We start from the raw sequence: 26,863 nt of genomic DNA on the forward strand, positions 1-26,863 counted from the left end.
GTCGCAGCATGCGCTTAGGCCGGACCTCAAGGAGAAAAAATGGCGCTGGAATCATTCAAGGCCCAGATCAGCCTGTTGCTCGAGCAAATGATCAACCAGCCTGAGGATCAGCATGAAGTGCAGGAGCAACTGCGCGAAAAGCTGAGGGAAATGCGCGCCATGGGCCTGCCGCTGCCGGCCGATCTCGTCGCGTTGGAAAAACGCCTCGACGATGATTTCTACGCGGCCGGAAACTGAGCCGGAAAAGCCAAACGGTCGATTTGCTTGTGCTGAACCACCCAACCCGGAACGACCGTCGAGCTAGCCGGTTTCTCAGGATCGGAGCCAAGTTTAGGAGGAGAGGTTGATCCGATTTGGCGGTTTTGCGGCCATTGCAGCCGCCTTGTTTCTTGCGACAGCAGCTTTCGCCCAGCAAGCGGATCAACAGGTGCTGAAAGGCGAAGCCGCGTTCGGCGGCTGGAAAGGTGACAGGCCGGGCGTGCGACGCCTGATCCGGCCAGACGATCTGCAGGCGCCCAATGTCAGCCAATCCGTAAGGAACGGCGCCGGCAGGGCCGAAATACCCGAAGGTGCCAGGCCACTGCTGCCACCGGGCTTCTCGGCCGAGATGATCGCCTCCGGCATCTACAATCCGCGCGCCGTCCGTGTTGCGCCGAATGGCGATCTGTTCGTCGCCAACAGCAAAGCCGGCCAGATACGGGTTTACCGTCTCGCCGAGGGCAGCGCAAAACCGGCCGAGAAATCGACCTACGCCACGAAACTCACTCGCCCCTACGGCATTGCCTTCTATCCGCCAGGTGACAAGCCGCAATGGGTCTACATCGCCAACAGCAACAGCATCGTTCGTTTCCCCTATCAGGACGGCGACCTGAAGGCCGCCGGCGAGCCGGAAACCATCGTCGACAGCATTCCCTCGAACGGTCACTTGACCCGCGACATCGCCTTCGCTGCGGACGGCAAGACGCTCTATCTGTCGATCGGTTCCGGCTCGAATGCTGCCGAGAAGATCGAAGCTGAGCCGGATGGCGGTCTCGACGCGTGGATTGAGGCAAAGCCGCTTGGAGCGATCTGGGGCTCGGAGGAAGGCCGCGCCGATGTGCTGGCGTTCGACCCCGACGGCAAAAACAGGCGGATCGTCGCCACCGGCCTGCGTAACTGCTCCGGCATGACCGTGCAGCCGGCGACAGGTGCGCTCTGGTGCGTCGTCAACGAGCGTGATGGGCTCGGCGACAATGTGCCGTTCGAATTTGCGACTGAAATAAAGGACGGCGCCTTCTACGGCTGGCCCTGGTATTACATCGGCGACAATGAGGATCCGCGCCACAGAGGCAAACGCCCCGACCTTGCCGGCAAGGTCGCTATCCCCGACGTGCTGATGCAGGCGCATTCGGCGCCGCTCAACATCGCCTTTTACGACGGAAAGAACTTTCCGGCCGACTACCGGGGCGACGCCTTCGTGACCCTGCATGGTTCGTGGAACCGCGGCACAAGGACAGGCTACAAGGTGGTGCGGCTCATGTTCAAGGACGGCAAGCCGACCGGCGAGTATGAGGATTTCATGACCGGCTTCGTCGTCTCCGACGACGCGGTTTGGGGCCGCCCGGTCGGTGTCGCAGTGGCCAAGGACGGCGCACTGATTGTCACCGAGGACGGCAGCGGTTCCATCTGGCGCGTCACTTACGGCAAAAGCCCGTCTTGATCGGCGAGGTCGCCCGGCAGTCCGCTGGTGCAATCGAATCCGTCTCTCAGGGAATTCACGCCTGCCTGCCTTTGTGCGACAAGGCACGTCTTAAAATCGATTCCGGTTTTCGGGTTATGCGCTAGGGCCGAAATCATGACTCTCACCGGATTCCTTGCCTATAGCGCGGCCCTCGGCATCGCCGCCGCCATTCCTGGCCCTGGACTCACCGCGCTTATTGCGCGTGCACTTGGTTCCGGCTTTCGCTCGGCGCTCGCCATGTCTTTCGGGCTGATACTCGGCGATCTCACCTATCTGACCGCCGTGGTGCTCGGCCTCGCCATCGTCGCGCAGACCTTCGGCGTGGCCTTCCTGGCCATCAAATGGCTGGGCGTCGCCTATCTCGCCTTCCTTGGCTGGCGCTTCTGGACGAGCGGCATCACGCCCGAAACGGTAGAGGCGAAGAAAGGCAGGGGCGGGTTGGTGTCGAGCTTTATTGCCGGCCTTGCCGTCACGCTTGGCAATCCGAAGACGATGATCTTCTATCTCGCCATCACGCCGACCATCGTCGATCTGAAGACCATCACGCTGGCCGATTACGCCATCCTCGTCGCACTGACGGTTGTCGTGCTGCTGGTGGTGCTGGTGCCTTATCTGGCGCTGGCGGCCAAGGCGCGCGGGTTGCTGAAGTCGCCGCGCGCGCTGAGGGTGCTGAACCGCACCGCCGCCGGCTTCATGGTCGGAGCGGCCGCTGCCATCGCCGCCCGGCAATAGCCCACTTTTGGTCACGTCTGAAATGCTCTTCCGGGGAGAGGATGCTTTCGGCATGCGGCTCACTCGGATATTTTCAAACGGCAGACTATCTTGCGCGGCCGAAGGCTTTATCCTGCCTGGTCGAGACTTAATTGACTGACTCTTGCCCGTTTGACTCTTGCCCGCCTAACTCTTGGGAGCGAAACCAATGAACAAGCCCGCCACCACCGCGCACGCGCCCGGCCGCGGCCGCATCTACAATTCGATTACCGAGACGATCGGCGACACGCCGCTGGTGCGGCTCGACAAATTCGCCAATGAAAAGGGCGTCGTCGCCAATCTGCTGGCAAAGCTCGAATTCTTCAACCCGATCGCCTCCGTCAAGGACCGCATCGGCGTCTCGATGATCGAGGCGCTTGAGGCATCGGGCAGGATTGCGCCCGGCAGGACCACGTTGATCGAGCCGACCTCGGGCAACACCGGCATCGCGCTCGCCTTTGCCGCCGCCGCCAAGGGCTACAAGCTGATCCTGACCATGCCGGAAACGATGTCGGTCGAACGCAGGAAGATGCTGGCGCTGCTCGGCGCCGAACTGGTGCTGACCGAAGGGCCGAAAGGCATGAAAGGCGCCATCGCCAAGGCCGACGAGCTGGCCGCGACGCTGCCCGACGCCGTCATTCCGCAGCAGTTCGAGAATCCGGCCAATCCGGAAATCCACCGCCGCACCACGGCCGAGGAAATCTGGAACGACACCCAAGGCGAGGTCGACATCTTCGTCGCTGGCATCGGCACCGGCGGCACCATCACCGGCGTTGGCCAGGTGCTGAAGCAGCGCAAGCCCTCCGTGCATGTCGTCGCCGTCGAGCCGGAAGCCTCGCCGGTGCTGTCGGGCGGCCAGCCCGGCCCGCACAAGATCCAGGGCATTGGCGCCGGCTTCGCGCCGAAGATCCTCGACACGACGATCTATGACGAGATCGTCAAGGTCTCCAACGAGGATTCGGTCGCCAATGCACGGCTAGTCGCCCGCCTCGAAGGCGTGCCGGTGGGCATCTCCTCGGGCGCCGCCCTGCAGGCGGCGATCGTCGTCGGCTCGCGGCCGGAGAACAAGGGCAAGAACCTCGTGGTCGTTATTCCATCCTTCGCCGAACGTTACCTGTCGACGATCTTGTTCGAGGGGCTGGGGGCTTAGGTCCTCGACACTTCGTCTCGCGCCAGCTTCCAACGATAACGCCCAGGGTTTACATCGCAGTTCGCTGGACCGCTGAAAAAATACCTGTGGCGGCTGCCGCGCGCTTGAGTAAAGCGGCGCTTCCGTTCAGATCGTCGCCGGCCTTGCACCGGCTGGCGGAGGAATTCATGTATAAACTCTATACCCGTGCCAACACCGGCGGCTTTGTCGTCGAGGCGGCGCTGATACTGGCGGGCGTGCCTTTCGACCAGATCGGCGTTCCGAAGTCGACCTCGCCCGACCAGGCCTTTCTCGACATCAGCCCGTTGAACCAGGTGCCGGTCCTGGTCTTGCCGGACGGAAGCTCGATGACCGAATCGGCGGCGATCTGCATCCTGCTTGCCGAGCGCCACCCGGAAGCGAACTTGGCGCCGGCAGCGAACTCGCCTGATCGCGCCGACTTCCTGCGCTGGATGACGTTCATGTCGTCGGTCATCTATCAAGCTGACCTGCGGTTCTTCTATGCTCATCGCTACACGGCCGATCCAGACGGGGTGGACGCCGTCAAGCAGGCGGCGATCTCGGAAATGGATCGCGGCTTGGCCATTCTCGATGCTGCCCTCGAACGCCGTGACTGGCTGGTCGGCGACCGGCTCTCGCTGGCCGACATCTATCTCATCATGCTGGCGGCCTGGCATCCTGAGGTCGAAAAAGTCCGTACCACCCTGCCGAACATCGAACGCCTGTGGGCCGGGTTGCGGGAGCATCCGGTGATGAGGAAGCTGAACGCCTCCCACGCCATGTGGCCTGCCTGAACGGATCGCCACGTCTCAGGCTTTTTCCACGCGGCCGAGCCCAGCCCGTCGTGCCTGCAGGAACCTACGTACAGCCGGGTCGCGTTCGAGGCCGATCGCCCGGTCATAGGCCTCGCTCGCTTCCCGAGTTTTGCCGAGCCTGGCCAGTAGGCCCGCGCGGGCAGCCCAATAAGGCTGATAATCATGCAGCCGTTTGTCGTCGCCAAGCTCATCAAGCGTGCTCAATCCCGCCGCGGCGCCGTCGGTCTCGGAAATGGCCACCGCGCGGTTGATCGACACCACCGGCGAGCCTGCGATCGAATGCAACGCGTCGTAGAGTTCGCGGATCGCCATCCAGTCGGTGCGGCCGGTCAGCCGTCGTGCCGCATGGGCGGACTGCACCGCTGCTTCGAGCTGGTAGCGGCCGATCACCGCCTTGGTGGCGGCGTGGGAAAGCAGCGCCTCCGCCTCATTGATGAGGGTGCGGTCCCACAGCTGGCAATCCTGCTCTGCAAGCGGCACGAAATCGCCTTCGGTACTGCGCCTGGCTCCCCGCCGTGCCTCGGCAAACAGCATCAGCGCCAGCAGGCCGAGCGCTTCCGGCTCGTCGGGCATCAGCGACGCAATCAGCCGGCCGAGCCAGATGCCTTCGGTCGCGAGATTGCGGCGACGGGTTTCGGTGCCGGCAGGGTCGGACCAGCCTTCGGCAAACGCGGCGTAGATCGCTTCCAGCACCGCATCCAGCCGCTCGCCGAGCTCGGCTCGTTCAGGCACCCGGAACGGAATGCCGGTTTCGCGGATGCGGCTTTTGGCACGCACCAGGCGCTGGCCCATCGTTGCCGGTGACACCAGGAACGCCGAGGCGATCGTTGCCGCATCGAAGCCGAGGATGGTCTGCAGGATCAGCGGCGCGCGCACGCTCGCCTCGATCGCCGGATGGGCACAGGCAAACATCAGCCTGAGCCGCTCGTCGGGCAGGTCGTCGTCGGTCATGCGTGCCTCCATCTCCTCGGCGATCAACCTGAGATGGTCGCGGCTGGCCTCCCCGGTCAGCCGTCGTCTGACCGCGTCGACCCGGCGCCGGCGTGCCACCGCCAGCAGCCAGGCTTCCGGCCGGTTCGGCACGCCGGTCTGCGGCCAGCGCTCCAAAGCCGCCGCGAAGGCATCGGCCAGCGCGTCCTCGGCGCCGGCGACGTCGCGCGTGCGGGCGGCCAGCCAGGCGACCAGCTTGCCGTAGCTTTGCCGGGCGGCCGCTTCCGCGGCCGCCCGCGCGATCTCCAGGCCATTCTCCATCACATGGTCTGTTCCCAGATTGGCCGTAGCTCGACCGTGCCGGCGCTGGCAGCGGGGCAGCGCGCCGCCCAGGCGATCGCGGCATCGGCGTCCTCAGCGTCGATCATGTAGAAGCCGGCGAGCTGCTCCTTGGTGTCGGCATACGGGCCGTCGAGCACGTTGGTCTTGCCGTTGGCCATGCGCACCGAAGTGGCGGCCTGGGTCGGCTTCAGCCGGTCGCCGGCGAGCCAGGCGCCGGACTTCTTCAACGCCTCGGTATATGCGCCATAGGCCGCGCTGATTTCGTAGGTCTTGTCGGTCGGCGCTGCCGCCATCGCGGCTTCGTTGACGTAGATCAAAAGCATGTACCGCATGGTCTTCTCCATTTTCGAAGGCCGCATCGTTGCGAGCCGAACGTATGTCGCGCGGCCTCGCGCGATTTCGACAGGCTCTGCGAAAATCTTTCGGCTCCGATCGCATGTCGCGCAAGCGGCCATGCGTTGCGGCATCACTCAGCCGTTCGTCTAATCAGCACAATACCGGGTTGGCATTTCCCGCCCGCTGTCTAAACTCTCTTCGGCTCGTGCTGGAGAGGGCGGTACGGCAGATATTTCAGGGAGGAAATCACATGCTCAATTTCAGGACGAAGTTTGTTGCCGCCGGCGCGCTGGCGCTGTCGCTTGGCCTTGGCGCGGTGTCGGCCAAGGCGCAGGAATTCATCAACGTGCTGACCGGCGGCACCTCGGGCGTCTATTATCCGCTCGGCGTCGCGCTGTCTGAAATCTATGGCAAGGGCATCGAAGGCGCCCGCACCCAGGTGCAGGCGACGAAAGCTTCGGTCGAGAACCTCAATTTGTTGCAGCAGGGCAAGGGCGAGATCGCCTTCGCGCTCGGCGATTCCGTCAAGCTGGCCGCCGAGGGCAACACCGAAGCCGGCTACCCCGGCAAGCTCGACAAGTTACGCGGTATCGCCGCCATCTATCCCAACTACATCCAGATCGTTGCCAGCAAGGAGTCCGGCATCAAGACGCTCGCCGACCTCAAGGGCAAGAGCCTGTCGGTCGGCGCGCCGGCCTCCGGCACCGAGCTCAACGCCCGCGCCATCTTCGCCGCCGCCGGGCTGAAATACGAAGACCTCGGACGGGTAGAGTATCTGCCCTTCGCCGAATCGGTCGAGCTGATCAAGAACCGCCAGCTCGACGCCACGCTACAATCGGCCGGCCTCGGCGTCGCCTCGATCCGCGACCTCGCCACGTCGGTGCCGATCAACGTCGTTGCCGTGCCGGCGCAGGATGTCGCCAAGATCGGCTCGCCCTATCTTTCGGTGATCATCCCCAAGGGCACCTATGAGGGTCAGGACGAGGACGTCGCGACCGCGGCCGTCGGCAATTTCCTCATCACCAGCGCCGACGTCTCCGACGAGGCCGCCTATCGGATGACCAAACTGCTGTTCGAAAATCTCGACCAGCTCACTGCGGCTCACGCGGCAGCCAAGGCGATCGATCCGGCCAAGGCGCTCGACGGCATGCCGGTGCCGCTGCATCCAGGCGCCGAGCGGTATTACAAGGAGAAGGGGCTCATCAAGTAAGCCGTCCCCCTCCCCCTTGAGGGGAGGGTGGACAGCCGCCGAAGGCGGATGGACGGGTGGGGTCCTCGGCGACGCGCTCCAACTTTCTCAGTCAAGGTCGAGGCAGTTGAGGCGACCCCATCCGCCTCGCTTCGCTCGGCACCCTCCCCTCGAGGGGGAGGGGAGCGCCCCGCCAGGAGCCCCGTCAATGACCCATCCCGAAGCTTCCCCCACCGCCGAAACCCCGGTCGAAGGACTGCCGCCGGGCTTCGGCGAAGGGCTCGCTGGCAAGGCCGCCTTTCTCATCGCCATCGCCTTTTCCATCTTCCAGATCTACATCGCCGCCTATGGCAGCCTGCCGAGCCAGGTGGTGCGTGCCATGCATGTCGGTTTCTTGCTGCTGCTCGGCTTTGCCCTGATCGCCAATCTGCGCGCCACAAGCGTTCCGGCGAAAGCAGCGTTCTGGGCGCTCGGCGTGCTCGGCTTCGGCACCGGCCTCTACAATTGGGTGTTCTATACCGACCTCATCCGGCGCTCCGGCTTCCTCACCACGCCGGACCTGATCGTCGGCACGGTGCTGGTCGTGCTGGTCTTCGAGGCGGCGCGGCGGCTGATGGGGCTGCCGCTTGCCCTGATCGCCTTGATCTTCCTCGCCTACGCATTTGCCGGCAATCATCTGCCGCCGCCCTTCATCCATCGCGGTTATGACTTCGCCCAGCTCGTCGACACCTTCGCCTTTGGCACCGAAGGCATATACGGCACACCGGTCTACGTCTCGGCCGCCTACATCTTCATCTTCGTCGTCTTCGCCGCCTTCCTCGAACGCGCCGGCATGATCGCGCTGTTCAACGATTTCGCTCTGGGCCTGGTTGGCTCGTGGCGCGGAGGCCCGGCCCAGGTCTGTGTTCTGTCCTCGGCGCTGATGGGCACCATTTCGGGCTCCGGCGTCGCCAATGTGGTGGCCAGTGGCCAGTTCACCATCCCGCTGATGAAGCGCTTCGGCTTCCGCCCGGCTTTCGCCGGCGCCGTCGAGGCGACCTCGTCGATGGGCGGCCAGATCATGCCGCCGGTGATGGGCGCGGTCGCCTTCATCATGGCCGAGACGCTGAACATCCCCTATGCCGAGGTGGTCAAGGCGGCGATCATCCCGGCGCTGCTCTATTTCGGCGCCTGTTTCTGGCAGGTGCATCTGGAAGCCGGCAAGGCCGACTTGCACGGCATGGCCAAGGCGGACCTGCCCAATCCCTGGGACGCGGTGAGAAGGCATTGGCCGCTGGTGCTGCCGCTCGCCGCACTCATCTATCTGCTGTTTGCCGGCTATACGCCGATCTTCGCCGGCACCATGGGCCTGGCGCTGACCATCGTGCTCATCCTCGGCACGCCGCTGGCGGCGCTGATCGGGCCGCTTGCCTTCCGTATCGTCTTCTGGCTGGCGCTGGGGCTTGCCGCCGCCTCTTTCATGAAGTTCGGCGTCAATATCCTGAGCCTTGTTATCGCTGCGCTCATTATCGCCTGCTTCACTTTCAAGGGCGGCCGCGAGACGCTGCAGATATGCATAGACTCGCTTGCCGAGGGCGCAAAGAACGCGCTGCCGGTCGGCATTGCCTGTGCCATTGTCGGCGTCGTCATCGGCACGCTGACGCTCACCGGAATCGCCTCGACCTTCATCGGCTGGATCATCTCCATCGGCGAGAACAATCTGTTCCTGTCGCTAGTGCTGACCATGCTCACCTGCCTGATACTCGGCATGGGCATCCCGACCATTCCCAATTACATCATCACCTCGTCGTTGGCCGGACCGGCCCTGTTGGCGCTCGACGTGCCGCTGGTGGTCAGCCACATGTTCGTTTTCTATTTTGGCATCATGGCCGACCTCACACCGCCCGTGGCGCTGGCCGCCTTCGCCGCCGCGCCCATGGCCAAGGAGAGCGGCCTCAAGATCGGCATCCAGGCGACTAAGCTTGCCATCGCCGGCTTCGTCGTGCCGTTCATGGCGGTTTACACCCCGGCATTGATGTTGCAGGACGCCGGTCCGATCGCCGCCCAGTTCGGTTATCCCGTCGAGGTCGCCTATGTCGTCGCCAAGGCCTGCATGGGCATCGTCCTGTGGGGCGCGGCCGCTGTCGGGTTTCTCGCCCGGCGCATGGCCTGGTGGGAACGTCTCGTCGCCTTCGCTGCCGGCGCTCTGCTGGTTGCCGCATTGCCGCTCACCGACGAAGCCGGCTGGGTACTCTCTCTCGTCTGGATCGGCTGGCACTGCTGGCGTGCGCGGCAGGCGTCGGCCGCCGGGTCCGCATGAGCCTCTGTATTCTAGCCGCCGGCAAGGCGGTGACGCTCACTGTCGCCGCTTTCACGCTGTCCTGGACGCATTCGGTGGAAAAGACGCATTGGCAGGAGGACTGGAAGGTGCTGCCCTCCGGCTTGCAAATAGCCGAGGCACGGATCAAGGGCTCGGGCGCCGGCATGGAGCCGCCGGAAGGCTCGGTGCTGAGAAATGGTTGGTGGGTCTATGCACCCCGGACCGGGCCTCAGCCGCGCCTCGTGCTCGCAGCCTCTGGCGCGACGCGTGAAGGCTGGACGCTATGCACGGTCCAGGGCTGTCGCGAACTGGGCAAGGCTGCAGGCGCCACGATCTTGCTGGAGCCGTGCAATGGTTCCAGCCATCCGCGGTAGCGGACGCGGGGTATAGCCACATTGGCAGGCCGAAGACGCTCCATTATTAACCGCCAAACCCGGATTCCGACTGAGCAAGCCGATGTTCTTCCTTGTGGAAGAATGCTTTGAAAAACGTAATGTCGGAAGCCGAACTGACTGCCCGGGCGATCAAAGCGGTTGCGAGCACGGCAAAGATCAGGCGAACGACGAACACGCAGGTGAAGTCTGCACCCAGAGCTACGACAACCAGTGTGTCCTCTATGAGGCTGTGGGCAAAGCCCATGAACACGCAAGCGAGGAATATCTGGCGCGGCTCTACGCTGCCGGTGCGCGCCTCGCGGATCAGAAGTCCCGCGCCATAGGAAATTCCAAGTAACAGACCGACCGCAGTGAACGGTACCGCTTGTGACTGGATGCCGGCAAGGCGAAAGAGCGGCGCAAGCCCCTTGTTCAGCCAACCCAGGATGCCCGACATCTTGAGCAGCTCGATCAGCCAGCTCAGTGCGAGGAGAATGACGAGCATGGCTGCCAGGGTTTTGAGCATACTCAGAAAAAAACTGCTCCAATCAGTGCCTTCGCTCATTGGTACCCACGCCGGCTTCAGCGGCTCGGATAGCCATCCGGTTGTTACGAATATCTGGTGCAGGAGCATGGCAAGGATCAGTCCGCCGCCAATACGAAGCGCCGCAGTGACCACGAAGCTTGGCCCAACCTTCTGAATGATGCGTTGTTCAATCGGGATGGCATGCGCAAATAGCAAAAGGGTTGAAAAGACGGTCATGTCGGCAGTGCTCAGCGTCGAAACCGGCGCCAGCGTGAACACGGTCACCACCGCGCCCCAAATTCCCACCAGCAGTCCTGTCAGCCAGGCAAGGGCGAGCTCGGGCGGTAGACCAACCAGCGTCATGAGAGGGGCGAAGAATGGAGAGATCGCCCGGATAACACCAAGATCCTGCAGGATCTGTGTGACTATCGTGACCGGAACGATGACGCGAACCAATTCCCAATAGATTTCAAGCGTTCCCAGCGTCTTTCGGTAGAGGGCATACACTGCCATGGCGACGTCTCCGTTATTGACGCCAAATGACTACCGTTAGACGGTTCGCATTTGTGGTCAAAATTAGCGGTCTTGTGCAATAAAATTGCAGCGGTAGACGACAACGGAGGGCCCGAATGGACCGGATCGACAGGAAGCTTCTTAAGCTCTTGCAAGAAGACGCTTCGCGAACCAATGCCGACCTGGCGGCGGCGGTCGGGCTTTCGCCCTCCAGCTGCTTGCGCCGCATACGGCGGCTTAAGTCAGCCGGTGTCATCGATCGCGTTGTCGCGCTTCTTAACCCAGCCAAGGCCGGCAGGGGGATGAAGGCTATCGTCACGGTCGAGCTGGAGCGCCACGGCGAGCAACACATGCGCCGCTTCCTAGAGCTTGCCGCCATGGAACCAGCGGTGATCCAAGCCTACAGCGTGAGCGGCTCGACCGACGCTGTCCTTATGCTGCGCCTGACGGATATGGAAGAGTTTGATGCTCTGTGCGAGCGGCTGTTCCGGGATCGGACCAATGTCGCGCGGTATTACACAATGTTTGTGATTCGGACCGCCAAGGAGACGACCGCTATCCCGCTCTAGATTTGCGGAGAACCTTCATCCGAAGCGCCCCAACGGCCGATCTGGTTGACTGAAAGGCGAAAACTGAGCGTTGTCTGCTAGCCAATCAGCCGCCCTTTCAGTTCAGCGGAAGGAATCTCGCAACTCTCTTTCCTGCCGAACAGCGCGTAACGGTTCTTTGCGATGCGATCATAAAGCCAGTCGCGGAGCGGGCGCGGCAGCAGGAGCAAAAATCTCGCCGCCCGCCATGGCCAGCCTAGTTCGGCCATCACGGCAACGAAACTGTCCAGGCGGGTGAAGGCGGCACCGTCGATGAGGGCCAGATTCGTCTCGTAGCTGTCTGTCCGCAGCCCGTATTTTCGAAACAGCGCGTCGCCGAGCGGCGACTGTGCCGTGGCGAAGCGGAAGCGGCTTTTGCGGTCGAGCCTGACCACCATGCGCACGAAGCCGGAGCACAGCACGCAGACGCCGTCGAACACGATCAACGGATGGCTTGCATCGAAGGCTGGCTTTTCAGGAGGATGGTCTGGCTGGGTGATCGCGCGAGTCCCGGCTGCTTGGTGTCAAAAGACACATAAGCTTGCCGGCGGCGAGATCAAAGCCCCAGAATCACAGAGCCGAGAATCTCAGGACGTTGGCATTGTCGCACGCCGCCTGTCGGCGAGCGCAGGGCGCTCCGCACGATAGGTGGTCGCACGGTGATCGGCGGCCGGCCTGCAGATCCGGCTGTCATGACGGCTTTCCATGGTCGTCATCAGTGCGCGCTGATGCCGAGCGTGTGGCCGCGGCGTGCGCAAGCAGGCCCTGGGCCGCGCATGTAATAGCGCTCCGGCCGATAGGTCGGCGCGACGAATTCGCGGATGGCAGCAGCGTAGCCGATGAGGTGCGTCAAGAAGTTCATTTTACCTGTCCCTGTCCCGATTTCGGATGTCCCTTCCGAATTGCGGAGATCATAGCGTCGAGGCGTGAATAGTCGGTGAACACGATGTTAATATCTGGTCGAAAATGCCTTGGTTCGTGGCCGCAATGCGGCTGATTCGGGGTCTTTCCATGCAGTTCGTCGACATTTCGGTCGATGTGACTTTTGCATCACATATGTTTCGTTTGGATGTCGCTGCGGCGCGCTTCTGTTTCAACCTTGGCCGGCAGCGCGGAATTTCCGTGCTTGCCAGAGAAAGTCAGGAACCCCTCCTATATCAGCACGTTGACGCCAGTAGCCGGGCCAAGCCGGCCCGGCAGGCTGCGGCTTTCCGAGCGGGACCGCCGCCACATCCCAACAGCAAGAACAATGGAAAGGCAAAGCCATGGGTTTCTTTTCGAAAGACATCAAGACGCTGGACGACCTCTTCGTCCACACGCTGCGCGACATCTACTACGCCGAAAAGCAGATCGAGAAGTCGCTGCCGAAGATGATCGACAAGGCAACCGATCCGCAATTGAAAGCCGGCCTGGAGAAGCACCTAGGCCAGACCAAAGGCCATATCGAGCGGGTCGAGAAGGTGTTCGAACTGCATGGCGTGAAGGCCAAGACGGTCAACTGTCCGGCCATCGACGGTATTCTCGAGGAAGCCGATGAAGTCAGCGGCGACATCGACGACAAGGACGTACTGGACGCCGCCCTTATCGCATCGGCGCAAGCGGTCGAGCACTATGAGATAACCCGTTACGGCACGCTGATCGCCTGGGCCAAGCAGCTTGGCCGCACCGACTGCGCCAATGTCCTGGCCAACAACATCAAGGAAGAGCAGGCGACCGACCGCAAGCTTACCGAGATTGCGGAAGCCAAGGTCAACCTTCAGGCCGCCGAATAACGCTCTCGATCGAGGCAACGCCGGGCAATCCGGCGTGCCTCGCTTTCGCGGGGCCAGACTTTGTCGGCGAAGTGGAGTTCCGTAGCTGGACGTCCGGTCGTATAATACGCCACGCCTCGCTCCAGGGATTGCGCGAGGACGAACGGGCGGAGGAAGTCGTGCAGGAAAAGCCGAAGGCTGACACCAAGGCAAAGCCTGCCGGTAGCAAGGGCGAGACCAAGGTCAAATCCGCCGGGGCGGCAAACACCGTCGTAAAGCTTTCTCATCCCGACAAGCTTCTGTGGCCGCAGGAGAAGGTATCGAAGCAGGGCCTGCTCGATCATTACGCTTTGGTCTGGCCGCGCATGCAACAATTCGTCGTCAATCGGCCGCTCAGCCTGGTGCGCGCGCCGGACGGCGTCGACGGCCAACGCTTCTTTCAGAAACATGCCTCGGCCGGCATGCATGACAAGATCGCCAGAATGAAGGATCCGACCGACGGCGAGGAGATCTTGTTCATCCGCGATTTCGACGGTGTCGCTGCCTTGGTCCAGCTCGGCGTGGTCGAGATCCATATCTGGGGCTGCACCATCGACGAACTGGACAAGCCGGACCAGATCATCTTCGATCTCGACCCCGATGAAGGCGTCGACGTGAAAGCGGTGCGCGCGGCGGCGCTCGAAATTCGCGGCCGGCTCGATGAGCTGTCCTTGCCGAATTTCGTCAAGACATCGGGCGGCAAGGGTTATCATGTCGTCGTGCCGCTGAAACCATCGGCCGATTGGGATGAGGTGAAGGGCTTCGCCCATGATTTCGCCCTCGCCCTCGAGCAGGCGGCACCCGAGCGTTACACGGCGACGCTGTCGAAGAAGGCGCGCACCGGCAAGGTCTTCGTCGACTATCTGCGCAATGGCCGTGGCTCGACCACGGTGGCGCCCTATTCGTCGCGGGCCAAGAAGGGCGCCACGGTATCGATGCCGGCGACCTGGGCGGAGATCGAGGCCGGACTGGCGCCGAACGCTTTCCCGATCGGCGACAAGACGACGCTGAAGCAGCTGGCGAAAGCCGATCCGTGGGCGGATTTTTTCAGGCAGGGTAAGCCGCTCAAGCGCGACTGATCAGTTTTTCAACCGAGGAACACCTTCTCGAACGCCTGCTTGCCCGTCGGCGAAAACACCACCGCGCGGCTGTCTTTCTCGCGCCGCGCCCATTTTTCCAGAAGGATCTTGTCGAGAATGGCCGCACCCAGTGTGCCGGCAAGATGCGAACGCCGCACGCTCCAGTCGAGGCAGGCCCGGCACACCGGCCGCCGCGCCTTGCTCTCGACGCCGATGCCAATCGCGGCAAAATACGAGGCGGCTGATGGCGCAAGCCTGATCTCATTGTCGTCGCGCAGCAGCACTTGCCGAGCGACAAGACGATCCAGCATCGCCACCGCCTGTTCGCCGGCGAGGTGGTCGTAGCAGACCCGCGCCACGCGCATCGCCGCGTCACGCGGACCCGGCCGCACCCGCTGCGGCCCGACCGCAGCGGCGACGCCGGTGATCGCCTCGATCATGCCTGCCACCTGCGGACCGGCGAGGCCGTAATAGCGATGCCGTCCTTGGCTTGCCAGTGTCAGCAGACCGCCTTCCATCAGTTTCGACAGATGCGAGCTGGCGGTCGGCAGCGAGACGCCGGCCTCGAGCGCCAGTTCGCTCGCCGTCAATGCCGTGCCGCCCATCAGCGCGGTCAGCATGTTTGCCCGCGCCGGATCGCCGACCAGGCTGGCGATGCGGGCTATATCTGGTCCTTCACGCATAGTTCGTTCCTCATCGAAGCGTTGTCGTCAAGTAACCACTATCCTCCAATGAGATCAAGGAGACGACGATGACTGCAAGAACCGTTCCCGACGCCGTATCCGCTGGCCGGTTCGGCCGCCGGCCGTTCCCCTTCGTGACCTTACGCCGGCTGCGCCTGCGGCTGTTGGCGCGGTGGTATGACCGCCATCTACAACGCCTCGACCTCGCCGAGATTGACGAGCATCTTTTGCGCGACCTTGGGCTGACGCCGGAAGACGTTCGCCGCGAATGCGCAAAATCCTTCTGGCAAGCGTGACCAGTGGAGAACTTGCCTAGCACGTCGAGCCGCCGAACGTTTCGACCCCGCTCGAACTGTCGCCGCAACAAACCAGATTCAGCAAGGAGACAAAAGATGACCATCACCTGCTTTATCCGCTACGAGATCGACCCGTTCGGCAAGGCGGCGTTCGAGGAGTATGCCCGCAACTGGGGCCAGGCGATTCCGCGCTGCGGCGCCGATCTGATCGGCTATTTCGCGCCGCATGAAGGCTCGGCCACTACCGCCTACGCCGCCTACAACATCGACAACCTGGCCGCTTACGAAGCCTACCGTGCCAGGCTCGCCGCCGATCCGGCCGGCAAGGCGAATTACGAATTCGCGCGACGTGAAAAATTCATTCTTAAAGAGGACCGGACTTTTCTGAAACTCGCCTCCGGGCCGCATGCCTCCCTGGTGAAACTATGATAGCCGTCATCTTCGAGGTCCAGCCGGCAGCGGGCAAGCGCGATGCCTATCTGGCCATCGCCGCCGACCTGCGCCCGTTGCTCGACGGCATAGACGGTTTTCTGTCGATCGAGCGCTTTCAGAGCCTCACCGACCCGAACCGCATCCTGTCACTGTCGTTCTGGCGCGACGAGGAGGCGGTGAAGGCCTGGCGCAACACGGAGGAACATAGGCGGGCTCAGAAGGCCGGCCGTGGCGGCATCTTTGCCGACTATCGTCTGCGCATCGCCGATGTCGTGCGCGACTATGGCCTGACCGAGCGAGCCGAGGCGCCTGAGGATAGCCGGGCGCTGCATGGGTAGGGCTTTCTAAGCATTCCCGATCAGCACCCCCGCCGCAAACACCAGCGCGCCGCCCAGCACCACCTGGAAGGCGGCGCGCCAGAACGGCGTCTGCATGTAGCGGTTCTGCACGAAGGCGATCGCCCACAATTCGAAGAACACCACGACTGCAGCGACGATCGTCGCTGTCCAGAAAAACGGGATGAGGTAGGGCAGCGCATGGCCGAGGCCACCCAGCATGGTCATGATGCCGACGGTCAATCCGCGTTTCACCGGCGAACCGCGGCCCGATAGTTTGCCATCGTCGGAGGCGACCTCGGTGAAGCCCATCGAGATGCCGGCGCCGATCGAGGCGGCAAGCCCGACCAGAAAGGTCTGGAACGTGTCGTGCGTGGCAAAGGCGGCGGCAAAGATCGGCGCCAGCGTCGACACCGACCCGTCCATCAGCCCGGCCAGTCCCGGCTGCACATAGGTCAGGATGAACTGGCGCTGCTCGGCCGCTGCTTCCTCGTCCTTCACGGCGCCAGGCACATGCTTTTTCTCCAGCCGCTGCGCCAGCGTCTCGTGGCCCTGTTCGGCCACCGCCAGGTCGTCGAGCAGCTTTCGCGTCGAGGCATCGCTGGTACGTTTGGATGCCTCGACGTAGAACAGGTACGCCTGCCGCTCCATCGACTCGGCCTGTTGGCGCACATGCTCGATGCCGAGCGGCCTGACCAGCCAGTCGGGCTTGCGCTCGTAATAGCCCTTCACATGCTCACGCCGAATCAGCGGAATGCGCTCGCCGAAACGCTCGCGGTGAAGCTCTATCAGCGAGTCGCGATGGCCGTCCTCCTCCTCGGCCATTTCCTCGAACACCTTGGCCGAATGCGGAAAGCTCTCCACCAGCCCGTCGGCATAGGCGCGATAGATACGCCCGTCATCTTCCTCCGAAGAGATGGCGAGCGCGAGGATCTCCTGCTCCGAGAGCGATTCGAAAGGACGGCGGCCAAAGCCGAAAACGCGGGAAAGCATGAGAAAATCGCCCTAGTTTAGAATTATTCTAAACTAGGGTCCAGCGCGCGCTTGGTCAATCTCGTTCGCTGCTGAACGCTCAAATTATTGGTTCCGGGAATCCTCCTGCGCTTCTTCATTATCGGCGTCTCTTCATTATTGACGAATGTTCACCTATATAGCTGAATCTAAGCCAAGAGAAAGGAAACTGTTGATGCCGGCAAAACAGCCCACCCATGCATTTGACCCGAAACCTGTTCTAGACCTCATCGCCAATATCGAGGCAGACCTGCAGCGGCTGAAAGGCCTGGTCGAGCAGCAGGTCGAAAAATTCGATCCGGCCAATCCGCACAACAAGGCTCCCGACGGCAAGCTGACCGAGGAGGGCGTCGAGTGCTGCTACCGCCTGTTCGACGAGGGCAAATCGCGCTATTCGGTTGCCCAGCAGATGAAGATCTCATTCGCCGCCGCCACCCATCGCTTCAACAACTGGCGCAAGATGGGCGGCGCCAAACGGCAACGAACGCTTTTGGGATGATCGGTCGGCGAAGCCGATCAATCGACAACGATTTATCGATTGAAGCGACGAGCGCCCGGAGCCATAGCGGAGGGCCGGGGAGGCGGTAGGTGACAGGCACACCGCCCTCTTCCTACCAGCGGGAATTTGTAACGGTCACATTTTTTCATTGGTGCGCCGCCTCCCTTTCTGGGCATCATGAAAGGCAACATGTCTTTCCACGGGACCGCTTCATGACCGCACCAACGCCTCCCGGCATCGCCGATATCCGCGCCGCAGCATTGCGATTGTCCGGCCTGATCGTCGAAACGACGCTCATCGAATCGCCGGAGCTGAACAAGCGCTTCGGCGCCAGGATCCTGTTCAAGCCGGAGACGTTGCAGCGCACCGGCTCGTTCAAGTTTCGCGGCGCCTACAACAAATTGTCTTCACTCACCGAGGAAGAACGCAGCCGTGGCGTCGTCGCTTTCTCGTCGGGCAACCATGCGCAAGGCGTCGCTGCGTCGGCGGCGATGTTCGGCGTCAAGGCGGTCATCGCCATGCCCACTGACGCCCCGGCAATGAAGGTCGGCAATGTCAGGAAAATGGGAGCGGAAGTGGTTCCGTTCGACCGCTTCCGCGACGATCGCATGACGGTCGTTCGCCCCTACATGGAAAGGGGCATGGTCCTGGTCCCGCCATTCGACGATCCGGCCATCATCGCCGGCCAAGGCACGATCGGCCTCGAACTGATGGCGCAGGCGAAAGCACTCGGCGTGAGCCTCGACGCGGTCGTCATTCCCTGCGGCGGCGGCGGCTTGAGCAGCGGCATCTCCATTGCAGTCAAGGATGCCTCGCCTGATACGGCCGTCTGGGCGGTGGAACCCGAGCATTTCGACGACACCTGTCGTTCACTGGCCAGAGGTGCGCGGGTTTCGATCGAACCTGGCCACACTTCGATCTGCGACGCGCTCCTCACCACCGAGCCCGGCGCGATCACCTTCGAGATCAACCGCAGGAATCTTGCCGGCGGCATTGCCGTTCCCGACAGAGCGGCGGCACAGGCGATGCGCGACGCCATGGCCCATCTCAAATTGGTGGTCGAGCCCGGCGGCTGCGTCGGGCTGGCCGCGCTATCGTCGGGCAGGATCGACATTGCCGGCAAGTGCGTTGTCGTGGTGCTCTCCGGCGGCAATGTCGATTTCGGCACCTATGCCGAGATCATGGCGGCAGCTTAGTTCCGGATCACGCGCCGATTCAAAGTCTCAAGCGCCCCGTGCGCGCCCAGTCGAACCGATCCCATTCAGAGGCTGACATGGAATGAAACTGTTCTTCAGCCGCAATCCCAACCCTCGCCTCGCGGTCGCGGTCGCACGTTATCTCAACGCAAAGGTCGAGTTTGAATTCGCCTCCCCCTTCGCTCCAGGGCAGGCTGAGCGATTTCGCCCGCTAAACCCCAATCTTTCATTGCCCATACTTGTGGGCTCGGGAAAAAGTCTCTGGGAGGCCGACGCCATAGCCTGCCGGCTTTCACGCGACGCGCATTCGGATTTCTGGCGCACCGGTGACGACGAGCCCGAGATGATCCGATGGCTCAGTTGGGGCAAAGAGAATTTCGCAAGAGCTTGCGACGTCGTGCATTTCGAACGCGGAACCAAACAGCGGTATGGGATCGGCCCGATCGATCAGGACCGGGTTGAGGAGGGGCTGAGAGACTTCCGCACGGCCGCGGCAACACTCGAGGCCGCGCTTGCCGAGCGAGAATGGCTGGTCGAAAATTCGGTTTCCTATGCCGACTTTCGAATGGCGACGTTTCTGCCCTTCAACGATGTCGCCCGCTTGCCGCTCGCTGATTATCCGTCTGTCAGCCGCTGGTATTGCCAGCTTGAAAAAATCGACGCCTGGCGCGATCCCTTCAAAGGACTGGATGCGCCTGAATTGCCGCCGGTTCCGGCTCAGGCCAAGCCTGCATGAACCGAACGATCATGCATCCCGCGGCCGTTGCGCGTTCGCGTTGGAGCTCCTCACTCCGCTCATCTCGGCCATTTTGCGTGAGTTAATGCATGTCGCGCAAAAGTGCGCAGCGGTTTTGCGATAACGACATGCATAAAAACAAGAGCTTAAAGCGCGTCGCATGACTCCGCTCGAACGCGACGCGCTTTAATCCAGCGTTCGACGGAACCGCACCAGCGCCACGCCGGCAAACAGCGCCACGAACACAACCAGCCAGCCGATCTCTGTTGCAATCGCCGGCAGGTCGGCGCCTTTCAGCATAACCGCGCGGATGATGCGCAAGAAATGCGTCAGCGGCAGGACCTCGCCGAAGATCTGGGCCCAGCCCGGCATGCCGCGATAAGGAAACATGAAGCCGGACAACAGGATCGACGGCAGGAAGAAGAAGAAGGTAAGCTGCAGCGCCTGCATCTGCGTGCGCGCCATCGTCGAAATGGTGTAGCCGAGCAGCACCAGCGCCAGCACGAAGATCAGGACCGCTGTCAGCAGCAGCGACATCGATCCGGTGAACGGAACGCCAAACAAAAGCTTGGCCGCCGCCAGCACCACCACCACTTGGACGGCACCGACCACCAGATAGGGCAGCACCTTGCCCAGCATGATCTCAAGCGGGCTCGACGGCATCGCCAGAAGGTTCTCCATCGTGCCGCGCTCGGTCTCGCGCGTCAGCGCGATCGAGGTCATCATCACCATCGTCATCTGCAGGATGACGCCGAGCAGGCCGGGCACGATGTTGTATTGCGAGATGCCTTCCGGATTGTAGCGCCGGTGCACCACCACTTCGAGCTGGCCCTTGGCGTTCTCGGCTGCCGTCTCCTGCATGCCGCGCGCCCGAAGCAGCGCCTGGTTGGCGACCGTGCCCAGCGTCGAGATGGCTCCGCTGGCGACGGCCGGGTCAGTCGCGTCCGCTTCGATCAGGATCTGCGGACTGTCGCCGCGCTCGACCCTCCGGGCAAAATCGGCGGGGATGGTGACGACGAAGGCGACGTCGCCACGCGCCATCAGGAATTCCGCCTCGGCGGCACTTTGCGCGACATGGTCGAAGCGGTAGTAGCCGGTGGTCTGCAGCGCCGAAACCATGGCCCTCGTGTAAGGATCGCTGCTCATCGTAACCAAGGCCGCCGGCAGGCTCTTCGGATCGTTGTTGATGGCATAGCCGAACAGCACCAGCTGCATCAGCGGCACGCCCAGCATCATGGCGAAGGTGATGCGGTCGCGCCGCATCTGGATGAATTCCTTGATCAGCAGCGCGCCGAGCCTGGCGAAGGAGAAGACGCTGTTTATCCCATTTTTCATCCCATATTGTCCTTCGAGCCGGACATGAACTGGATGAAGACATCCTCCAAGCTGGTCTCGCCCGGCGTCACCGTTACGCCCTTGTGCTCTTTCTCGACGTCAGCGAGGGCTGCCTGAAGCGCGTTCTTGTCGGAACCGACGACATGCAGCGTCGCGCCGAAGGGCGCCACCTGGTCGACGCCGGAGCGGCCGCCGAGTGCGGCAGCAACCTGATCAAGCCGCGGGCCATGCACGACGAAGGTCGTCAGCCCAGCATTCCTGACCACCTCTTCGACCGTGCCTGACGCCAGCATCTTGCCGTAGGAGATGTAGCTGATGCGGTGGCAGCGCTCGGCCTCGTCCATGTAATGGGTGGAGACCAGTACGGTCAGCCCGCCACTCGCCAGCCGATGGATCTCGTCCCAGAATTCGCGCCTGGCCTTCGGATCGACGCCCGCCGTCGGCTCGTCGAGCAGCAGCAATCTGGGCTTGTGCATGATGCAGGCGGCCAGCGCCAGCCGCTGCTTCCAGCCACCGGACAATGTGCCGGCCAATTGGTCCTTGCGCGAGGTCAGGCCAAGTTCCTCCAGCGTTCTGCCGACATGCTCGTCGAGTGGCTTCAACTGGTAGAGCCGCGCCACGAACTCGAGATTTTCGGCGATGGTCAGATCCTCGTAGAACGAGAATTTCTGCGTCATGTAGCCGACTTCGCGCTTGATACTCAGACTGTCGGTGCGGATGTCGAAACCGAGCACCGTGCCGTCGCCCTCATCCGGCGTCAGCAGGCCGCACATGATGCGGATCGTTGTCGTCTTGCCCGAGCCGTTCGGGCCGAGGAAGCCGACGATCTCTCCTTCTGCCACCGTCATCGTTACATGGTCGACGACGGTCTTGTCGCCGAAGCGCTTGACCAGGCCATGGACGTCGATGACGTTCATTTGCCGATATCCGCCAGATCAACGTCGACGATCTGCCCCGGCTGCAGCGCGCTGGCGTCGCTCTCGGGCCGCGCCTCGACCAGGTAGACCAACTTTTGTCGGGTCTCGAGCGAGTAGATCACTGGTGGCGTGAATTCCGGGTCCGGCGACACGTAGCTGACGCGAGCCTTCACGTCCGGCCCGCAGCCGTCGCAGTGGACGTTAAGCAGCGTTCCGACCTTTATCGACGAGAACGCACTTTCCGGCACATAGACGCTGAGCTTCACCGCGCCGTCCGGCAGCACCGAAATGACCGGCGCGGTTGGGCCGGCCGTGTCACCCGGATTGCGGATCACATCGTTGACGCGCCCCGGCGAAGGCGCTGCCAGCACGCGCTTCGACAGCCGCCATCGCGCTTGCTCCAGCGCCGATTGCGCCTGCCTGACCTGATTGTCGGCGGCCTTGATCGTCTCCGGCCGCGCCGGTAGGCCGCCGACAGCGAGATTGGCTTCCGCCTGGCCGACCTGCGCGTTGGCTGTCTCCAGGGTGGCCGAGGCGGTGTCGAAATCGGCCTGCGTGCCGGTGCCGCGTTTGAACAGATCGCTGGCGCGGGTGTATCTGCGTTTGGCGTCGGCGGCCTGCGCCCTGGCCATGTCGACCTGCGCCTTGAGCACCTCAATCTCTTCCGGTCGCTTACCGACCTGCAAGTCGGCAAGTTGCGCCTGGGCCTGGGCAAGCGCCGCCTCGGCTTGCGCGACGGCGATTTTCGCGTCGGCGCTCTCAAGCGTCACCACCGGCGTGCCCGGCGCGACGCGGTCGCCGCGCTTGACCGAAATCGTCTCGACCTGCGCCACCTCGATCGGCGCGAGCAGCACATAGTCGCCCTCGACATAGCCGACGGCGAGCGGTGCCGCCGGTGCGCAGGCGCTGAAAAGCAGGGCGGCGAGCGGCAGAGAACAGAGAAAACTCATGACCTACGATCCTTCCGGGCGGCCAATATGGCCCCAAGGTTATCCGTCACCGCCGCCGCAATCTTGGTGGCCTCGGCGTCGCCGATCGCGCGCCAGCCCATGCGGCGCATCACCGCCTCGCGGCCGATGCGGAAATAGACGACCTGGCCGATCAGTGTGAACACGGTGAGACGGGTAGCTTCGCTCTCGGCCGGCTCGCCCGTGGCCTGTTCCCAGATCAGGCAGAGCCGGCGATGCGCGGGTTCGAACACGCCGTCATAGATACGGTCGAGCGCGGCGGTTGGATGGGACAGCTCACGCAGGACGAACTGCACGATCTCGCCCGCTTCCGGCCTTGCCGCGATGAAGGCCACCATCCGCTCCAGTGCGGTGAATAGATGCGCCCGCGCTGCTTCGGGATCGGTCATTGCCGCCGCGGGCGCTTGCAGATTGCCGATCGCCTGGCCGGCAATGGTCTGGATGGTGTCGACGATGTAGTCGGCCGCAGCATTGCGAAGCCCTTCCTTGCCGCCGAAATGATAGGCGATCGAGCCGATATTGGCCTTGGCCTCCGCCGCGATCTCGCGCGTCGACGTGCCGTCGAAACCCTGGCGTCCGAACAGCTTCAGGGCCGCGCGGACAAGTGCCGCGCGCGTCATGTCGGCGGGAGATGCCTCGCGTCGCGGAATTTTGGAGTCCGTTGATTTGCTCATGATCAGCTATTTAATCAATCGAATGATTAAAGTCAACCTTTGACTATCTCGACCTTGCCTTCTCCTGCCGCACGCGCTTTAGTGCGAAGCCATGGTCAAGGAAATTGAGCGCAAGTTCCTGGTCTCCGGCAATGAGTGGCGGGACCTGGCCGAGGCGGATATCCGCATTCGCCAGTTCTACCTCGCCGCCGCACCCGACCGCTCGGTGCGCGTGCGCATCAGCGACGGCGCCTCGGCAAAGCTGACGCTCAAATTCGGCAGCAAGGCCCGCGAACGCGACGAATTCGAATATCCGATCCCTCTGGCGGAGGCGGAAGAGATGCTGGCCTTCGCCATCGGACATGTCATCGAGAAGACACGCCACCATGTTAGGCATCGCGGCCATCTCTACGAAGTCGATGTCTTCGGCGGGATGCATACCGGTCTTGTAGTCGCCGAGCTCGAGACGCCGGAGGACGTACCGGACGAAATGCTGCCAGACTGGCTCGGCCGCGAAGTCACCGGCGAGCAGAGGTTCTATAACGCGTCGCTCGCCCTCGGGGGGATTCCGGAGATCGCCGCATGAGCTATCGCATCGACCCGCGCCTGCCGCTGACCGATGAGGTCAGGCGCATTCTCGCCGAGGAGATCGGCAAGGCGCTCATCCATTTGGACGCGGCGCATGACCGGCCGGAGCAGGCGCTGCACAAATGCCGCAAGCGGCTGAAGAATGCACGCGCCTTGCTACGCTTGGTCCGTTCCGGAGACGAAACATTTTGCGTGACCGAGAACCAATGCTACAGACAGGTGGCGGCCCTGCTCGCCGGTCCGCGCGAGGCGACCGCGCTGGTTGAAACCATCGACCGGTTGGCGGCAAGCTTTCCCGAGCAGAGCGCCGGCGGCGGCCTCGATGCCGTGCGCGAGACGCTCGTCGCGCGCCAGAACGAATTGCATGGCGGTGTCGGCCTCGACGCTGCGGTAGCTGCCGCGATTGCCGCTTGCGAGGAGGGAATCAACCGGATCGATATGCTGGCCTTGCCCGACCGGCCTGAACAGGCCGCCGATGTGCTTGCCGAAGGCGCCCGCACCACGCTGCGTCGCGCCAGAAAGGCGCTGGACAAGGCGGGCTCCCGCGGTGAGGCCGACGATTTCCATGATCTGCGCAAGGCGGCAAAGACCCACGGTATGCATCTGTCGCTGCTCGGAAGGCTGTGGCCGACGCCGATCAAGGCCCGGCGTAAAGCAGTCGACGAATTGGGCGAAAGACTGGGCGAGCTGCATGATTTGTTTGTCCTGCGCGAACTTCTCGATGCCGACGACCGGCCGCTCGGCTCTCCTCAAGAGACCCGGCTCCTGGGCAAACTGTTGAAGCGCTCGGAGAAAAGCCTGAAAAAGACCTGCCTCGCCGCGGCGGCCGATCTGTTCGGCGATAGTCCCAGGCGCTCGACAAGGAAACTCGCACGCAAGGCGCGCGACGATCTGGCGGCCGCGCCGCGCGAAGACGCCAGCGCGCCCGGCGCCGCCGGCTGATGCAGTCCTTCAGTTCGGGATCATGGTCTAGGCCGCCGGCCTGTGATAATCGCCGTCTGGCATGATCGAGACCGGGGACACGCTTCTGGACCGACTTGGCCGCTGGCTTGCCGGCCGGTTGCAGGAGGAATCGTCGGGCTACGAGCCTTACACGCCGTCCGATGCCGAAACGCTGCGCCGAACGCTCGAGCCCGGCGACATCCTGCTCATCGAGGGCAATCAGAAGATCTCGGCAGCGATCAAATACCTGACCCAGTCGACCTGGTCGCATGCGGCCTTCTATGTCGGCGATGCCTTGCCCGAACCGGAGGACGGATCGGAGCGTCGCCGCCTGATCGAGGTCACACTTGGCGATGGCTGCATCGCCGTGCCGCTGTCGCGCTATCGGACCTACAACACGCGCATCTGCCGGGCGAGCGGCCTGGGTCAGGACATACCCCTATGGCGCGGCCGCTATCCGGCCGAAGTGCGGCGTTTCACATGGCGGCCTATATCACGCCGAGACCGCAACAGCGCCCTGGTTTTCGGCTCTGTGTTCGACCCAAACATGGACCGGTTCGTCCCGGCCGCGGATGCTCACCGGTCCATGATCGCGCGCATTCAACTGTGTCGTGGGCGATTCCGCCTGCGCGGCCTCAATCAGTCGTGACCCAAAGCAAATATTCGCCTGAAGCTCACGGCAGAGCGCTTGCAAACGGCTGGCGACGTTGACGGTGTCGCCCACCACCGCGAAGGACAGATTGCGCTCGCTGCCGACCGCGCCGATGACGACTGCGCCATATTGTGCACCGATCCGAACGTCCAGCGGCGGGTATCCCCTGGACACCCGCTGCACATTCCAGTCTTTGAGAGCGGCGATCATCGCTTCAGCGCATTGGATGGCCCGAGTCGCGTCGTCATGGCTGGCTTGCGGAACCCCGAATGTCGCCATGATGCAATCGCCAATATAGTTATCGACTGTGCCATGGTGGTCGAAAACGACCTGCTCCATGCGACGGTGGAACTGACGCAGAAGTTCGAACACTGCTTCGGCCGGATGATCCTCGGAATAGTGTGTGAAGCCGACGATGTCGGCGAACAGCACCGCGATATCCTGCCGGCGGACCGGGCCGAAGGGCTCGTCATCCGTGGCGAGCTGGTCGACGACATTGGGCGAAAAATGCCGGGCAAGATTGGCGCGGGCGCGCTCTGCCTTGACATAGTCTTCCGACAGATGTCGGGAACGAGACACGACCAGCGCCATGATCGCGCCGATAATAAGCACAACCAACACGTTGGTCGCCTGCGCGAATGTATCGACGAAATTGGGATTGAGATAGAGGTTCAGTCGCTCTGTCATCGGCAGCGAATAGAGGTTCGTCGCCGGAATGACGGTTCCCGCATGAAAAATCACCCACCCCACCCCGATCGCCCACGTCAAGGCCGCGAGCGCGCCGAGATAGAGCGCCAATCGTGTCGAAAGGGTCAGCGCGCCAAGGCATACGAAAATCAGCAGGAATTTGAAGCTGCCCTCGCGCAGTTGCATCGCGGCCGGCGCGACCTCCAGGGAAAACGGGTTGGGCGTTACCAGCAGAACGGTCAACAGAATGATGTCCAGCGTACCCACGAGGTAACCGATCCACCATGGCGCGTTGCGACGGCGCGCAAAGAGAAACTGGATCAGGCCGACGAGCTGGAACAGCACGAGGCCCGCCAGCACGAAGAGCAGCGAGGCATCCCAGCGGCTGATCGATGAAAAGAAGCAGGAGATCACGGCGAGCGATGCCGTACGCGCCCAGAACTGCAATGCAGCACCCTGGCGTTCTGCGCGCTCCCGCAAATTTTTCAGGCGCGAATAGCGGCGAAGTTCAAGTGTTGGCGCCGTCGGCATAG

General features: G+C 62.8%; 30 protein-coding genes and 2 pseudogenes. 20 read left to right on the forward strand and 12 right to left on the reverse strand.

Annotation, left to right across the window (positions count from 1 at the left end; genetic code table 11):
* The first annotated feature begins 39 nt into the window (after nucleotides 1-39).
* From ABID19_RS09990 to ABID19_RS10010, 5 genes are all read left to right on the forward strand, one after another.
* The gene (locus ABID19_RS09990; RefSeq protein ID WP_029347942.1) at nucleotides 40-237 is read left to right on the forward strand and encodes a hypothetical protein; all 198 of its coding nucleotides are present in this window, start codon (nucleotides 40-42) and stop codon (nucleotides 235-237) included.
* Between the two features lie 106 nt (nucleotides 238-343).
* Entirely contained in the window at nucleotides 344-1,699 is a 1,356-nt protein-coding gene (locus ABID19_RS09995) for a PQQ-dependent sugar dehydrogenase (RefSeq protein ID WP_354490088.1), read from the forward strand.
* A 135-nt stretch (nucleotides 1,700-1,834) separates the two neighbouring features.
* The gene (locus ABID19_RS10000; RefSeq protein WP_354490090.1) at nucleotides 1,835-2,452 is read left to right on the forward strand and encodes a LysE family translocator; all 618 of its coding nucleotides are present in this window, start codon (nucleotides 1,835-1,837) and stop codon (nucleotides 2,450-2,452) included.
* Nucleotides 2,453-2,639: 187 nt separating this feature from the next.
* Complete coding sequence (gene cysK / locus ABID19_RS10005) at nucleotides 2,640-3,620, forward strand: cysteine synthase A (protein WP_354490092.1); 981 nt, start codon at nucleotides 2,640-2,642, stop codon at nucleotides 3,618-3,620.
* 167 nt (nucleotides 3,621-3,787) lie between these two features.
* The gene (locus ABID19_RS10010; RefSeq protein ID WP_354490094.1) at nucleotides 3,788-4,414 is read left to right on the forward strand and encodes a glutathione S-transferase family protein; all 627 of its coding nucleotides are present in this window, start codon (nucleotides 3,788-3,790) and stop codon (nucleotides 4,412-4,414) included.
* A 15-nt stretch (nucleotides 4,415-4,429) separates the two neighbouring features.
* Here the strand turns inward: ABID19_RS10010 and ABID19_RS10015 are convergent, their stop codons facing one another.
* Nucleotides 4,430-5,686, reverse strand: a complete 1,257-nt coding sequence (locus ABID19_RS10015; RefSeq protein ID WP_354490658.1) for an RNA polymerase sigma factor — start codon at nucleotides 5,684-5,686, stop codon at nucleotides 4,430-4,432.
* Nucleotides 5,686-6,039, reverse strand: a complete 354-nt coding sequence (locus tag ABID19_RS10020; RefSeq protein WP_354490096.1) for a YciI family protein — start codon at nucleotides 6,037-6,039, stop codon at nucleotides 5,686-5,688. Before ABID19_RS10020 ends, ABID19_RS10015 begins: the two co-directional genes overlap by 1 nt.
* 254 nt (nucleotides 6,040-6,293) lie before the next feature.
* Between ABID19_RS10020 and ABID19_RS10025 the strand changes: the two genes are divergently transcribed.
* The 3 genes from ABID19_RS10025 (at nucleotide 6,294) to ABID19_RS10035 (ending at nucleotide 9,905) form a co-directional block, all read left to right on the forward strand.
* Nucleotides 6,294-7,253, forward strand: coding sequence for a TAXI family TRAP transporter solute-binding subunit (locus ABID19_RS10025; RefSeq protein WP_354490098.1), 960 nt, complete (start codon nucleotides 6,294-6,296; stop codon nucleotides 7,251-7,253).
* 187 nt (nucleotides 7,254-7,440) lie between these two features.
* Nucleotides 7,441-9,531, forward strand: a complete 2,091-nt coding sequence (locus tag ABID19_RS10030; protein WP_354490100.1) for a TRAP transporter permease — start codon at nucleotides 7,441-7,443, stop codon at nucleotides 9,529-9,531.
* Complete coding sequence (locus ABID19_RS10035) at nucleotides 9,528-9,905, forward strand: DUF1850 domain-containing protein (protein WP_354490102.1); 378 nt, start codon at nucleotides 9,528-9,530, stop codon at nucleotides 9,903-9,905. The genes ABID19_RS10030 and ABID19_RS10035 overlap by 4 nt, the downstream gene beginning before the upstream one ends.
* Before the next feature lie 46 nt (nucleotides 9,906-9,951).
* Here ABID19_RS10035 and ABID19_RS10040 read toward each other — a convergent pair whose 3' ends face one another.
* Entirely contained in the window at nucleotides 9,952-10,944 is a 993-nt protein-coding gene (locus ABID19_RS10040; RefSeq protein WP_354490104.1) for a nucleoside recognition domain-containing protein, read from the reverse strand.
* A gap of 116 nt (nucleotides 10,945-11,060) precedes the next feature.
* Between ABID19_RS10040 and ABID19_RS10045 the strand changes: the two genes are divergently transcribed.
* Nucleotides 11,061-11,513, forward strand: coding sequence for an Lrp/AsnC family transcriptional regulator (locus tag ABID19_RS10045; protein ID WP_354490106.1), 453 nt, complete (start codon nucleotides 11,061-11,063; stop codon nucleotides 11,511-11,513).
* Between the two features lie 77 nt (nucleotides 11,514-11,590).
* Here ABID19_RS10045 and ABID19_RS10050 read toward each other — a convergent pair whose 3' ends face one another.
* Together ABID19_RS10050 and ABID19_RS10055 are read right to left on the reverse strand one after the other, a co-directional pair.
* Complete coding sequence (locus ABID19_RS10050) at nucleotides 11,591-11,977, reverse strand: thiol-disulfide oxidoreductase DCC family protein (protein ID WP_354490108.1); 387 nt, start codon at nucleotides 11,975-11,977, stop codon at nucleotides 11,591-11,593.
* A gap of 269 nt (nucleotides 11,978-12,246) precedes the next feature.
* Nucleotides 12,247-12,393 (reverse strand): hypothetical protein, encoded by a 147-nt coding sequence (locus tag ABID19_RS10055; RefSeq protein WP_023801394.1) that lies wholly within the window; start codon nucleotides 12,391-12,393, stop codon nucleotides 12,247-12,249.
* Between the two features lie 403 nt (nucleotides 12,394-12,796).
* On the opposite strand from ABID19_RS10055, the gene ABID19_RS10060 reads away from it, so the two are divergent.
* Both ABID19_RS10060 and ligD read left to right on the forward strand, forming a co-directional pair.
* Entirely contained in the window at nucleotides 12,797-13,303 is a 507-nt protein-coding gene (locus ABID19_RS10060; protein ID WP_027154740.1) for a YciE/YciF ferroxidase family protein, read from the forward strand.
* Between the two features lie 53 nt (nucleotides 13,304-13,356).
* Nucleotides 13,357-14,400: pseudogene (ligD, locus tag ABID19_RS10065) on the forward strand (DNA ligase D); the annotation flags it as partial.
* An 8-nt stretch (nucleotides 14,401-14,408) separates the two neighbouring features.
* Here ligD and ABID19_RS10070 read toward each other — a convergent pair.
* Nucleotides 14,409-15,083, reverse strand: a complete 675-nt coding sequence (locus ABID19_RS10070) for an ArsR/SmtB family transcription factor (RefSeq protein WP_354490111.1) — start codon at nucleotides 15,081-15,083, stop codon at nucleotides 14,409-14,411.
* Between the two features lie 68 nt (nucleotides 15,084-15,151).
* Between ABID19_RS10070 and ABID19_RS10075 the strand changes: the two genes are divergently transcribed.
* From ABID19_RS10075 to ABID19_RS10085, 3 genes are all read left to right on the forward strand, one after another.
* Complete coding sequence (locus ABID19_RS10075; protein ID WP_354490113.1) at nucleotides 15,152-15,379, forward strand: DUF1127 domain-containing protein; 228 nt, start codon at nucleotides 15,152-15,154, stop codon at nucleotides 15,377-15,379.
* A gap of 96 nt (nucleotides 15,380-15,475) precedes the next feature.
* Nucleotides 15,476-15,808 (forward strand): NIPSNAP family protein, encoded by a 333-nt coding sequence (locus ABID19_RS10080; protein ID WP_354490115.1) that lies wholly within the window; start codon nucleotides 15,476-15,478, stop codon nucleotides 15,806-15,808.
* Nucleotides 15,805-16,149, forward strand: a complete 345-nt coding sequence (locus ABID19_RS10085; protein ID WP_354490117.1) for an antibiotic biosynthesis monooxygenase family protein — start codon at nucleotides 15,805-15,807, stop codon at nucleotides 16,147-16,149. The genes ABID19_RS10080 and ABID19_RS10085 overlap by 4 nt, the downstream gene beginning before the upstream one ends.
* Nucleotides 16,150-16,155: 6 nt before the next feature.
* Here ABID19_RS10085 and mbfA read toward each other — a convergent pair whose 3' ends face one another.
* The gene (gene mbfA / locus ABID19_RS10090; RefSeq protein ID WP_354490119.1) at nucleotides 16,156-17,139 is read right to left on the reverse strand and encodes an iron exporter MbfA; all 984 of its coding nucleotides are present in this window, start codon (nucleotides 17,137-17,139) and stop codon (nucleotides 16,156-16,158) included.
* Between the two features lie 193 nt (nucleotides 17,140-17,332).
* Between mbfA and ABID19_RS10095 the strand changes: the two genes are divergently transcribed.
* The 3 genes from ABID19_RS10095 (at nucleotide 17,333) to ABID19_RS10105 (ending at nucleotide 19,588) form a co-directional block, all read left to right on the forward strand.
* Nucleotides 17,333-17,656, forward strand: coding sequence for a hypothetical protein (locus tag ABID19_RS10095; RefSeq protein WP_354490121.1), 324 nt, complete (start codon nucleotides 17,333-17,335; stop codon nucleotides 17,654-17,656).
* Nucleotides 17,657-17,868: 212 nt separating this feature from the next.
* Entirely contained in the window at nucleotides 17,869-18,852 is a 984-nt protein-coding gene (locus ABID19_RS10100) for a threonine/serine dehydratase (protein ID WP_354490123.1), read from the forward strand.
* A gap of 82 nt (nucleotides 18,853-18,934) precedes the next feature.
* On the forward strand, nucleotides 18,935-19,588 hold the full coding sequence (locus ABID19_RS10105) for a glutathione S-transferase family protein (protein ID WP_354490125.1): 654 nt from the start codon (nucleotides 18,935-18,937) through the stop codon (nucleotides 19,586-19,588).
* A gap of 186 nt (nucleotides 19,589-19,774) precedes the next feature.
* On the opposite strand, the gene ABID19_RS10110 is transcribed toward ABID19_RS10105, so the two are convergent.
* From ABID19_RS10110 to ABID19_RS10125, 4 genes are read right to left on the reverse strand one after another with little or no spacing between them, the layout of a single operon-like run.
* A complete protein-coding gene (locus ABID19_RS10110; RefSeq protein ID WP_354490659.1) occupies nucleotides 19,775-20,911 on the reverse strand; it encodes an ABC transporter permease in 1,137 nt (378 codons plus the stop codon).
* Between the two features lie 8 nt (nucleotides 20,912-20,919).
* Complete coding sequence (locus tag ABID19_RS10115; protein WP_354490127.1) at nucleotides 20,920-21,840, reverse strand: ABC transporter ATP-binding protein; 921 nt, start codon at nucleotides 21,838-21,840, stop codon at nucleotides 20,920-20,922.
* Nucleotides 21,837-22,790, reverse strand: a complete 954-nt coding sequence (locus tag ABID19_RS10120) for an HlyD family secretion protein (RefSeq protein ID WP_354490129.1) — start codon at nucleotides 22,788-22,790, stop codon at nucleotides 21,837-21,839. Before ABID19_RS10120 ends, ABID19_RS10115 begins: the two co-directional genes overlap by 4 nt.
* Nucleotides 22,787-23,482 carry a CerR family C-terminal domain-containing protein gene (locus ABID19_RS10125; protein ID WP_354490131.1) on the reverse strand — a complete coding sequence of 232 codons (696 nt, stop codon included), beginning with the start codon at nucleotides 23,480-23,482 and terminating at the stop codon, nucleotides 22,787-22,789. Before ABID19_RS10125 ends, ABID19_RS10120 begins: the two co-directional genes overlap by 4 nt.
* A gap of 91 nt (nucleotides 23,483-23,573) precedes the next feature.
* Between ABID19_RS10125 and ABID19_RS10130 the strand changes: the two genes are divergently transcribed.
* The 3 genes and pseudogenes from ABID19_RS10130 to ABID19_RS10140 form a co-directional block, all read left to right on the forward strand.
* Entirely contained in the window at nucleotides 23,574-24,047 is a 474-nt protein-coding gene (locus ABID19_RS10130; RefSeq protein WP_354490133.1) for a CYTH domain-containing protein, read from the forward strand.
* A complete protein-coding gene (locus ABID19_RS10135; protein ID WP_352927570.1) occupies nucleotides 24,044-24,991 on the forward strand; it encodes a CHAD domain-containing protein in 948 nt (315 codons plus the stop codon). Before ABID19_RS10130 ends, ABID19_RS10135 begins: the two co-directional genes overlap by 4 nt.
* Before the next feature lie 61 nt (nucleotides 24,992-25,052).
* Nucleotides 25,053-25,424 (forward strand): annotated as a pseudogene (locus ABID19_RS10140) (lipo-like protein); the annotation flags it as partial.
* Nucleotides 25,425-25,484: 60 nt separating this feature from the next.
* On the opposite strand, the gene ABID19_RS10145 reads toward ABID19_RS10140, so the two are convergent.
* Nucleotides 25,485-26,861: an adenylate/guanylate cyclase domain-containing protein gene (locus ABID19_RS10145; protein ID WP_128241694.1), complete on the reverse strand. Its 1,377-nt coding sequence runs from the start codon at nucleotides 26,859-26,861 to the stop codon at nucleotides 25,485-25,487.
* Between the last annotated feature and the right edge of the window lie 2 nt (nucleotides 26,862-26,863).

This window comes from Mesorhizobium robiniae, assembly GCF_040545535.1.
GTDB lineage: Bacteria > Pseudomonadota > Alphaproteobacteria > Rhizobiales > Rhizobiaceae > Mesorhizobium > Mesorhizobium robiniae.